The sequence below is a fragment of the Streptomyces graminilatus genome (assembly GCF_001418565.1).
Taxonomy (GTDB): domain Bacteria; phylum Actinomycetota; class Actinomycetes; order Streptomycetales; family Streptomycetaceae; genus Streptomyces; species Streptomyces graminilatus.
This window is the reverse complement of sequence record NZ_LIQQ01000571.1, coordinates 1-9,946: the sequence shown is the minus strand read 5'-3', so window position 1 is coordinate 9,946 and position 9,946 is coordinate 1. Positions and strand designations below refer to the sequence as shown.

Genomic DNA, 9,946 nt, shown 5'->3' with positions numbered 1-9,946 from the left:
GTGGTGAGGGGACGGCGGGGCGGGTGGGCGGGAAACCCCGCTTGGGCTGAGCGGGCCTTGGCCGCAAGCGCTGGGTGGGCTGGGGGTGTCGGGGCCTGGGCTGTAGTGACGGTGCGGGCGGGTGTGCGGGAAACACCGCCCGGGCTGAGCAGGCCTCGCGCTCAAGCCCCGCCCCCGCCCCGCCCCGACACGGCGACGGTGAAAACGATCCACCGGCTCCCCATTGGCCCTTGCTGTGGCCTGCGTCTCTCGCGTTTCCTCAGAGACGCAGAAACCCTCTTTCACCGAGTGAGGTCAAACCGTGTCCAGCACGCTCTCCAACTCCGCCCAGACGCCCGAGACCGGCACCGCCCGCGTGAAGCGCGGCATGGCCGAGCAGCTCAAGGGCGGTGTGATCATGGACGTGGTCAACGCCGAGCAGGCAAAGATCGCCGAGGACGCCGGCGCTGTCGCCGTCATGGCCCTGGAGCGCGTCCCGGCGGACATCCGCAAGGACGGCGGCGTGGCCCGGATGTCCGACCCGGACATGATCGAGGGCATCATCGAGGCCGTGTCCATCCCGGTCATGGCGAAGTCCCGTATCGGCCACTTCGTGGAGGCCCAGGTCCTGCAGTCCCTCGGCGTCGACTACATCGACGAGTCCGAGGTGCTGACCCCCGCCGACGAGGTCAACCACTCCGACAAGTGGGCCTTCACCACCCCCTTCGTCTGTGGCGCCACCAACCTCGGTGAGGCCCTGCGCCGCATAGCCGAGGGCGCCGCGATGATCCGCTCGAAGGGCGAGGCCGGCACCGGCAACGTCGTCGAGGCCGTCCGTCACCTGCGCCAGATCAAGAACGAGATCGCCCGTCTGCGCGGCTACGACAACAACGAGCTGTACGCCGCCGCCAAGGAGCTGCGCGCCCCGTACGAGATCGTCAAGGAGGTCGCCGAGCTCGGCAAGCTGCCGGTCGTGCTGTTCTCCGCCGGTGGCGTCGCCACCCCCGCCGACGCCGCGCTCATGCGCCAGCTCGGCGCCGAGGGCGTCTTCGTCGGCTCCGGCATCTTCAAGTCCGGTGACCCCGCCAAGCGCGCGGCCGCCATCGTGAAGGCGACCACCTTCTACGACGACCCGAAGATCATCGCGGACGCGTCCCGCAACCTCGGCGAGGCCATGGTCGGCATCAACTGCGACACCCTCCCCGAGGCCGAGCGCTACGCGAACCGGGGCTGGTAGTACCCATGTCATCCAGGTCGCGCATGTATGACACCCCTGTCGTCGGGGTTCTCGCCCTCCAGGGCGATGTGCGGGAGCACCTCATCGCCCTGGCCGAGGCGGACGCCCTGGCCAGGCCGGTGCGTCGCCCCGAGGAACTCGCCGAGGTGGACGGCCTGATCATCCCCGGCGGTGAGTCCACGACCATCTCCAAGCTGGCCGTCCTCTTCGGTGTGATGGAGCCCCTCCGCGCGCGCGTGCGCGCCGGAATGCCCGTCTACGGCACCTGCGCCGGCATGATCATGCTCGCCGACAAGATCCTCGACCCGCGCTCGGGCCAGGAGACCGTCGGCGGTATCGACATGATCGTGCGCCGCAACGCCTTCGGACGCCAGAACGAGTCCTTCGAGGCGACGGTCGACGTGAAGGGCGTGGCGGGCGATCCGGTGGAGGGCGTCTTCATCCGTGCCCCCTGGGTCGAGTCCGTGGGCGCCGAGGCCGAGGTGCTCGCCGAGCACGCGGGTCACATCGTCGCCGTACGCCAGGGCAACGCGCTCGCCACGTCGTTCCACCCGGAGCTGACCGGCGACCACCGCGTCCACTCCCTGTTCGTCGACATGGTGCGCGCCCACATGGCACGTGCGGTGGGCGCGGACCCCGCAGCGGAGTCCTTGTAGGATCTCTGGGGTTCGTACAGGGTTGGGTTACGCGAAGGAGACAGGCAGATGTCCGGCCACTCTAAATGGGCTACGACGAAGCACAAGAAGGCCGTGATCGACGCCAAGCGCGGCAAGCTCTTCGCGAAAATGATCAAGAACATCGAGGTTGCGGCACGTACGGGCGGCGCCGACCCGGCCGGCAACCCCACGCTTTTCGACGCCATTCAGAAGGCCAAGAAGAGCTCGGTCCCGAACAAGAACATCGACTCCGCGGTCAAGCGCGGCGCCGGCCTCGAAGCCGGTGGCGCCGACTACGAGACGATCATGTACGAGGGTTACGGCCCCAACGGTGTCGCGGTGCTCATCGAGTGCCTCACCGACAACCGCAACCGCGCCGCCTCGGACGTCCGCGTCGCCATGACCCGCAACGGCGGCAGCATGGCCGACCCCGGTTCCGTCTCGTACCTGTTCAACCGCAAGGGCGTCATCGTCGTCCCCAAGGGCGAGCTGACCGAGGACGACGTCCTGGGCGCCGTGCTGGAAGCCGGTGCCGAGGAGGTCAACGACCTCGGTGAGTCCTTCGAGGTCATCTCCGAGGCCACCGACCTGGTCGCGGTGCGCACCGCGCTCCAGGAGGGCGGCATCGACTACGACTCCGCCGACGCCAACTTCGTCCCGACCATGCAGGTCGAGCTGGACGAGGACGGCGCCCGGAAGATCTTCAAGCTGATCGACGCGCTGGAGGACAGCGACGACGTGCAGAACGTCTTCGCCAACTTCGACGTCAGCGACGAGGTCATGGAGAAGGTCGACGCGTAGCGACGCTGCCGCGAGTTGAGCGGTTCTCGGCGGGCCGGAGGGGACACGTCCCACCGGCCCGCCGCCGTTGTCAGTGCCAGCGGATAGCCTGGCAAGAGCCAAAGATCACCGCCCGCGGACCGAACCATCGATTGAGGAACCCCGACGGTGATCAGCCAGTTCCGCGAGAGCGGCGGCGGTTCAGCCGCAAAGAGGGGTGGGCGGGTGCGCGTACTCGGAATTGACCCGGGACTGACCCGATGCGGGGTCGGTGTCGTCGAGGGAGTCCCCGGGCGACCGCTGACGATGCTCGGCGTCGGAGTCGTACGCACGCCCGCGGACGCCGAGTTGGGCCTGCGGCTGGTGGCCGTCGAGCAGGGCATCGAGGCGTGGCTCGATGAACATCGGCCTGAATTCGTCGCCGTGGAGCGGGTGTTCAGCCAGCACAACGTCCGTACGGTGATGGGCACGGCCCAGGCCAGTGCCGTCGCCATGCTGTGCGCCGCCCGGCGTGGCATCCCCGTCGCCCTGCACACCCCCAGCGAGGTCAAGGCCGCCGTCACCGGCAGTGGCCGCGCCGACAAGGCGCAGGTCGGCGCGATGGTGACCCGGCTGCTCCGGCTCGACGCGCCCCCCAAACCGGCCGACGCGGCCGACGCCCTCGCGCTCGCCATCTGCCACATCTGGCGCGCCCCCGCCCAGTCGCGCCTTCAGCACGCCGTCGCGCAGAACCGCCTCCAGCAAGCCGTCGCCCTCCACAAAGCGCAGGCCGCAGCGCCTGTACCGACCACAGCACCCGCCTCGAAAGGCCGCCTCGCATGATCGCCTTCGTCAGCGGCCCGGTCGCCGCCCTCGCTCCGGACTCCGCCGTGGTCGAGGTGGGCGGGATCGGCATCGCCGTCCAGTGCGCCCCCAACACCCTGTCCGGACTCAGGATGGGACAGCACGCCAGACTCGCCACCTCCCTCGTGGTCCGTGAGGACTCCCTGACCCTGTACGGATTCCAGGACGACGACGAGCGGCAGACCTTCGAGCTGCTCCAGACCGCGAGCGGGGTCGGCCCGCGTCTCGCCCAGGCCATGCTGGCCGTTCACTCGCCGGACGCCCTGCGCCGCGCGGTGTCCACGGCGGACGAGAAGGCGCTGATCGCGGTGCCCGGCATCGGCAAGCGGGGCGCCCAGAAGCTGCTCCTTGAGCTGAAGGACCGTCTCGGCGCCCCCCTCGGCACCGGCCCCGCCATCGGCTCCCCGGTCACCACCGGCTGGCGCGACCAACTCCACGCCGCCCTGATCGGCCTCGGGTACGCGACCCGCGAGGCCGACGAGGCGGTGGCCGCCGTAGCGCCCCAGGCCGAGGCGGCCGAGGGCACGCCCCAGGTGGGCCAGTTGCTGAAGGCGGCCCTCCAGACCCTCAACCGGACCCGCTGACCGGCCGAGCCCGCCAACCTGGGGCGGCCCCCACCGCCGACGCCCCACGCACGCACGAACCACCCGACCGACCGCGACCGCGAGGCACACGCATGCTGTGCCGGTCCGGGGGACACCCCCGGACCACGGCCGACACACGCGCACCCGGCGCACCCAGCTAGGAGAACGCAGTGAACTGGGACGACACGACCGACGAGAGCGCCGCCCCCGAGCGGCTCGTCGCCGCGTCCGCCGACGGTGAGGACCAGGCCGTCGAGGCCGCCCTGCGTCCCAAGGACCTGGACGAGTTCATCGGCCAGGAGAAGGTCCGCGAGCAGCTCGACCTCGTCCTGCGCGCCGCACGCGCGCGTGGCGCCACCGCCGACCACGTGCTGCTCTCCGGTGCTCCCGGTCTGGGCAAGACCACCCTCTCGATGATCATCGCGGCCGAGATGGGTGCCCCGATCCGCATCACCAGCGGCCCCGCCATCCAGCACGCCGGTGATCTCGCGGCGATCCTCTCCTCCCTCCAGGAGGGAGAGGTCCTCTTCCTCGACGAGATCCACCGCATGTCCCGGCCCGCCGAGGAGATGCTCTACATGGCGATGGAGGACTTCCGCGTCGACGTGATCGTCGGCAAGGGCCCCGGCGCCACCGCCATCCCCCTCGAACTGCCCCCGTTCACCCTGGTCGGCGCCACCACGCGCGCGGGACTGCTGCCGCCCCCGCTGCGCGACCGCTTCGGCTTCACCGGGCACATGGAGTTCTACGAACCGGCCGAGCTCCAGCGTGTCATCCACCGCTCCGCGAACCTCCTCGACGTGGAGATCGGTGCCGACGGCGCCGCCGAGATCGCCGGCCGCTCGCGCGGTACGCCCCGTATCGCCAACCGCCTGCTGCGCCGCGTCCGCGACTACGCGCAGGTGAAGGCCGACGGCGTCATCACACGCGACATCGCCCAGGCGGCCCTGAAGGTCTACGAGGTCGACGCCCGCGGTCTCGACCGCCTCGACAGAGGTGTCCTCGAAGCGCTGCTGAAGCTTTTCGGCGGCGGACCGGTAGGCCTCTCGACACTGGCCGTAGCGGTGGGGGAGGAGCGGGAGACCGTCGAGGAGGTCGCCGAGCCCTTCCTCGTACGGGAGGGACTGCTGGCCCGTACCCCCCGCGGACGAGTTGCGACGCCCGCCGCATGGACGCATCTCGGCCTCACGCCGCCCCGTTCCACAACGGGGGGAAGCGGACAACAGGACCTGTTCGGGGCGTGAGGGCCCGGCTACCGGGAGGGTCAGGAACCGTGGTGCCATGTCGAGCGTTGTTCCTGGCGTACGGACTCGCTTAGACTCCGCCGATGCCGCCTTTGTAACTTTGCAGGCGGCGCCGACCACACCCCCATCCACCAGGCCGCTCACCCAGGCGGTTGTGCGAAGGAAATCCCGTCCCGTGAATCCTGTGACCCTTCTCCCGTTCATCGTGCTCATCGGGGCCATGTTCCTGATGACCCGCTCGGCCAAGCGCAAGCAGCAGGCCGCCGCGCAGATGCGCAACGACATGCAGCCCGGCACCGGTGTTCGCACGATCGGGGGCATGTACGCGACGGTCAAGGAGGTCAACGAGGAGACGGTCCTCCTTGACGCGGGCCCGGGTGTGGAGCTTCTCTTCGCCAAGAACTCCATCGGCGCCGTCCTCGGCGACGACGAGTACAACCGCATCGTGCACGGCATCGAGCACGACCTGAAGACCGACGAGGCCGTCGTCCCGGACGACGCCTCCTCCCTCACCGAGACCGACGAGCCCTCCGACGACGCTTCCGCCGCTTCCGACGACAAGCCCATCGACCTCGGCAAGAAGGACGCGGCCGAAGAGCCGGCCGGTGAGACCGAGGCCGCCGAGGTGAAGGCGGAAGAAGAGCCGAAGAAGTCCGACGGCGAGTCCGACGCGAAGTAGCCGTGTTCCGGGGGAGGAGCGCGGCGCGATCCGTTCACGTCCCGTACCCCCGGCACGTGCGGTTCTCGCAAGGAGTCCCGACACCATGTCATGGCCGCCGGCCGCGCTGACCCGGCGTGAGGCGGCCCGAGAGGGAGTACGAGAAGGTGGCAGCACCCAAGAAGGGCCGGAGCGCAAGCTCCCAGAGCAAGCCAGGACGCTCGCTGGCCCTCATTCTGATCGCCATCGTGGCGCTGACCGGAGGCATGTTCCTCTCGGGGCACACGACGCCGCGTCTCGGCATCGACCTGGCTGGTGGTACGAGCATCACGCTCAAGGCGAAGAACGAGCCGGGCCAGCCGAACGCGATCAACAAGACCAACATGGACACCGCGGTCGACATCATGAACCGCCGTGTCAACGGTCTTGGTGTCTCCGAGGCAGAGGTGCAGACCCAGGGAAACGACAACATCATTGTCAACATCCCCAAGGGCACCAACGCCAGGCAGGCCCGGGACCAGGTCGGCACCACCGCCAAGCTCTACTTCCGCCCCGTCCTGGCCGTGGAGCCCCAGGGCGGCGCCGTGACGCCCACCCCCAAGCCGAGCATCAGCACGTCAGGCAGCCCGGCGCCGTCACCCTCGCAGACGGGCGACAAGGCGACCTCGACCTCGTCCGGCTCACCCAGCCCGTCCGCCAAGGCCACCTCGCAGGGTCGCCCGGTCACCGACGCGCTGAAGGCCGACGCGACTCCGACGCCGGGCGCCAAGCCGCCGGTCGGCAGCAAGGCATCCCCAACGCCGCCCCCCGCCGCCAACCCGGCGACCGCGGCGCTCCAGGCGAAGTTCGCGGCGCTCGACTGCACCAAGAGGGCCGTGCGCGCCGTCGCCGGTAAGGGCGTCAAGCCCAGCGAGCCCACCGTGGCCTGCAGCAGCAAGGCCTCAGGGGGCCAGTGGCAGAAGTTCATCCTCGGCCCGGCCGAGGTGGACGGCACCGAGGTCAAGAAGGCCCAGGCCTCCTTCGACACGACGGCCGCCGGCGGCTGGCAGGTCAACATGGAGTTCACGGACAAGGGCGCCAAGCAGTTCGGTGAGGTCACCACCCGCCTCTCCCAGCAGCAGCCCCCGCAGAACCAGTTCGGCATCGTCCTCGATGGTCAGGTCGTCTCCAACCCCGCCGTGAACGGCCCGATCGGGGGTGGCTCCGCGCAGATCACCGGCAGCTTCTCCCAGGAAGAGGCCCAGAACCTGGCCAACATGCTGTCGTACGGCGCGCTCCCGCTCACCTTCCACACGGAGAGCGTCAGCACGGTGACCGCCGCACTCGGCGGCGAGCAGTTGCACGCCGGTCTGATCGCCGGTGCGATCGGCCTGGGCCTGGTCGTCATCTACCTGGTGGTCTACTACCGGGGCCTGTCGACCATCGCCATCGCGTCCCTCCTCGTCTCCGCCGCCCTCACGTACGTGATCATGTCGCTGCTCGGTCCGGCCATCGGCTTCGCGCTGAACCTGCCGGCTGTCTGCGGTGCGATCGTCGCGATCGGTATCACCGCGGACTCGTTCATCGTGTTCTTCGAACGCATCCGTGACGAGATCCGCGAGGGCCGCACGCTGCGCCCCGCCGTCGAGCGGGCCTGGCCGCGCGCCCGGCGCACCATCCTGGTCTCCGACTTCGTGTCGTTCCTGGCCGCCGCGGTGCTCTTCATCGTCACCGTCGGCAAGGTCCAGGGCTTCGCGTTCACGCTGGGTCTGACCACTCTGCTCGACGTGGTCGTCGTCTTCTTCTTCACCAAGCCGCTGATGACGATCCTCGCCCGCAAGAAGTTCTTCGCGGAGGGCAACCGCTGGTCCGGCCTCGATCCGCAGCGCCTGGGCGCCAAACCACCACTCCGTCGCACCCGTCGCGCGTCCGCGCCCGTCGACATGAAGGAGGCGTGAGATGTCGAAACTCGGCACCCTCGGCGCCCGGCTCCACCGCGGCGAGATCGGCTACGACTTCGTCGGCAAGCGATTCATCTGGTACGGCATCTCGATCCTGATCACCATCACGGCCATCCTCGGCCTGTCGGTGCGCGGCCTGAACATGGGCATCGAGTTCGAGGGCGGTGCCGTCTTCACCATCCAGCACACCAACGTCTCGGTGAGCCAGGCCGAGAAGTACGCCGAAACCGCGGCCGGCCACGACGCGATCGTCCAGAAGCTCGGCAAGGACGGCCTGCGCATCCAGGTTGCCACCATCGACACGGCGGCGGCGGACAAGGTCTCGGCGAAGCTCGCCACCGACTTCGGCATTCCGGAGAAGAACATCGCCGGTGAGCTGGTCGGCCCCAGTTGGGGCGATCAGGTCGCGAACAAGGCCTGGCAGGGCCTGGTGGTCTTCATGATCCTTGTCGTGCTCTATCTGGCGATCGCCTTCGAGTGGCGCATGGCCCTGGCCGCGCTGGTCGCGCTCATCCACGACATCACCATCACGGTCGGCATCTACGCCCTCGTCGGCTTCGAGGTGACGCCCGGCACGGTGATCGGTCTGCTGACGATCCTCGGTTACTCGCTCTACGACACGGTCGTCGTCTTCGACAGCCTCAAGGAGCAGACCAAGGACATCACCAAGCAGACCCGCTGGACCTACAGCGAGATCGCCGACCGGTCGATCAACGGCACCCTGGTCCGCTCCATCAACACCACGGTGGTCGCGCTCCTCCCGGTCGCCGGTCTGCTGTTCATCGGTGGCGGTGTGCTCGGCGCCGGCATGCTCAACGACATCTCGCTGTCGCTGTTCGTCGGCCTCGCGGCCGGTGCGTACTCCTCGATCTTCATCGCCACACCGCTCGTCGCCGACCTCAAGGAGCGCGAGCCGGAGATGAAGGCCCTCAGGAAGCGCGTCCTGGCCAAGCGGGCCCAGGGCGGCGACGCCCCGGTGCCCCAGGTCAGCGACGAGCAGCCGTACGACGACGAGGACGACGACTCCGCTCCCGCGGTCGTCGGCCCGCGCAACCAGCCCTCCCGCAACCGGGGTCGCGGCCGTCCGTCGGGCAAGCGCCGATGACCGAGGTCAGGGAGCTGCTGCTCAGCCGTATCCGCGATGTGTCGGACTACCCGGAGCCGGGGGTGATGTTCAAGGACATCACCCCGCTCCTGGCGGACCCCGAGGCGTTCACCGCGCTCACCGACGCCCTGGCCGACATCGCCATCCGCAGCGGCGCCACGAAGATCGTCGGCCTGGAGGCCCGCGGCTTCATCCTGGGCGCCCCGGTCGCCGTCCGGGCAGGCCTGGGCTTCATCCCCGTACGCAAGGCGGGCAAGCTCCCCGGAGCCACGCTCAGCCAGGCGTACGACCTGGAGTACGGCTCCGCCGAGATCGAGGTGCACGCCGAGGACCTGAACGCGGGCGACCGCGTCCTGGTGATCGACGACGTCCTGGCCACGGGCGGTACCGCCGAGGCCTCGGTACAGCTGATCCGGCGGGCGGGCGCGGAGGTCGCCGGTCTGGCGATCCTCATGGAGATCGGTTTCCTCGGCGGCCGGCAGCGGCTCGAATCCGCGCTGTCGGGTGCGGTGCTTGAGGCACTGATCACCATCTGAGGCGGCCCACCAGGGCTGTCGGCGGACATGTGAGACGCGGGAGGCGGGCACCGGAGGAATCCGGTGCCCGCCTCCCGCGTTTCCCCGATAGAAGGCCGCCCGAGCGGCCTGGACGCGATGCCGGAGCCCGGGATCGCTACCATGGGGTCCCCGGAGCCTGACCGGGGGACCCGGATCGCGCACGAGGAGTCCTCTTGGCAGACGAGGCCCAGCCCCTGACCGCCGCCAAGCCCGAGCCCGTCTCGGAGCCCGCGGCCACGCCCGCGCGGACGGCGAACAACGACGCGCACGGGCCGGTCGAGCACGCCCAGTCCGCCCCCGCCGACCGGGCGCCCGAGCCCCCGCGCCCCAAGCCGGCCGCACCCGAGCCCGCTCCCACCCCTG

The 9,946-nt window shown here is 69.7% G+C and carries 11 protein-coding genes; all 11 read left to right on the top strand.

Annotated features, from left to right (window positions below):
• Positions 1-367: 367 nt before the first annotated feature.
• A complete protein-coding gene (gene pdxS, locus AOK08_RS36865) occupies positions 368-1,216 on the top strand; it encodes a pyridoxal 5'-phosphate synthase lyase subunit PdxS (RefSeq protein WP_241827248.1) in 849 nt (282 codons plus the stop codon).
• A gap of 23 nt (positions 1,217-1,239) precedes the next feature.
• Positions 1,240-1,872 (top strand): pyridoxal 5'-phosphate synthase glutaminase subunit PdxT, encoded by a 633-nt coding sequence (gene pdxT / locus AOK08_RS36860; protein WP_055534216.1) that lies wholly within the window; start codon positions 1,240-1,242, stop codon positions 1,870-1,872.
• 48 nt (positions 1,873-1,920) lie between these two features.
• Positions 1,921-2,673, top strand: coding sequence for a YebC/PmpR family DNA-binding transcriptional regulator (locus AOK08_RS36855; protein WP_055534214.1), 753 nt, complete (start codon positions 1,921-1,923; stop codon positions 2,671-2,673).
• 204 nt (positions 2,674-2,877) lie between these two features.
• The gene (gene ruvC / locus AOK08_RS36850) at positions 2,878-3,474 is read left to right on the top strand and encodes a crossover junction endodeoxyribonuclease RuvC (RefSeq protein WP_055534218.1); all 597 of its coding nucleotides are present in this window, start codon (positions 2,878-2,880) and stop codon (positions 3,472-3,474) included.
• The gene (gene ruvA / locus AOK08_RS36845) at positions 3,471-4,079 is read left to right on the top strand and encodes a Holliday junction branch migration protein RuvA (RefSeq protein WP_055534212.1); all 609 of its coding nucleotides are present in this window, start codon (positions 3,471-3,473) and stop codon (positions 4,077-4,079) included. The genes ruvC and ruvA overlap by 4 nt, the downstream gene beginning before the upstream one ends.
• Positions 4,080-4,249: 170 nt before the next feature.
• Entirely contained in the window at positions 4,250-5,323 is a 1,074-nt protein-coding gene (gene ruvB, locus AOK08_RS36840; RefSeq protein ID WP_055534210.1) for a Holliday junction branch migration DNA helicase RuvB, read from the top strand.
• A 175-nt stretch (positions 5,324-5,498) separates the two neighbouring features.
• Positions 5,499-6,002, top strand: a complete 504-nt coding sequence (yajC, locus tag AOK08_RS36835; RefSeq protein ID WP_055534207.1) for a preprotein translocase subunit YajC — start codon at positions 5,499-5,501, stop codon at positions 6,000-6,002.
• 146 nt (positions 6,003-6,148) lie between these two features.
• A complete protein-coding gene (secD, locus tag AOK08_RS36830) occupies positions 6,149-7,918 on the top strand; it encodes a protein translocase subunit SecD (RefSeq protein WP_055534206.1) in 1,770 nt (589 codons plus the stop codon).
• Between the two features lies 1 nt (position 7,919).
• On the top strand, positions 7,920-9,026 hold the full coding sequence (gene secF / locus AOK08_RS36825; RefSeq protein WP_055534204.1) for a protein translocase subunit SecF: 1,107 nt from the start codon (positions 7,920-7,922) through the stop codon (positions 9,024-9,026).
• Positions 9,023-9,562, top strand: a complete 540-nt coding sequence (locus tag AOK08_RS36820; protein ID WP_055534202.1) for an adenine phosphoribosyltransferase — start codon at positions 9,023-9,025, stop codon at positions 9,560-9,562. Before secF ends, AOK08_RS36820 begins: the two co-directional genes overlap by 4 nt.
• Positions 9,563-9,756: 194 nt before the next feature.
• A partial coding sequence (locus tag AOK08_RS45225; RefSeq protein ID WP_157876953.1) for a hypothetical protein occupies positions 9,757-9,946 on the top strand: 190 nt, incomplete at its 3' end.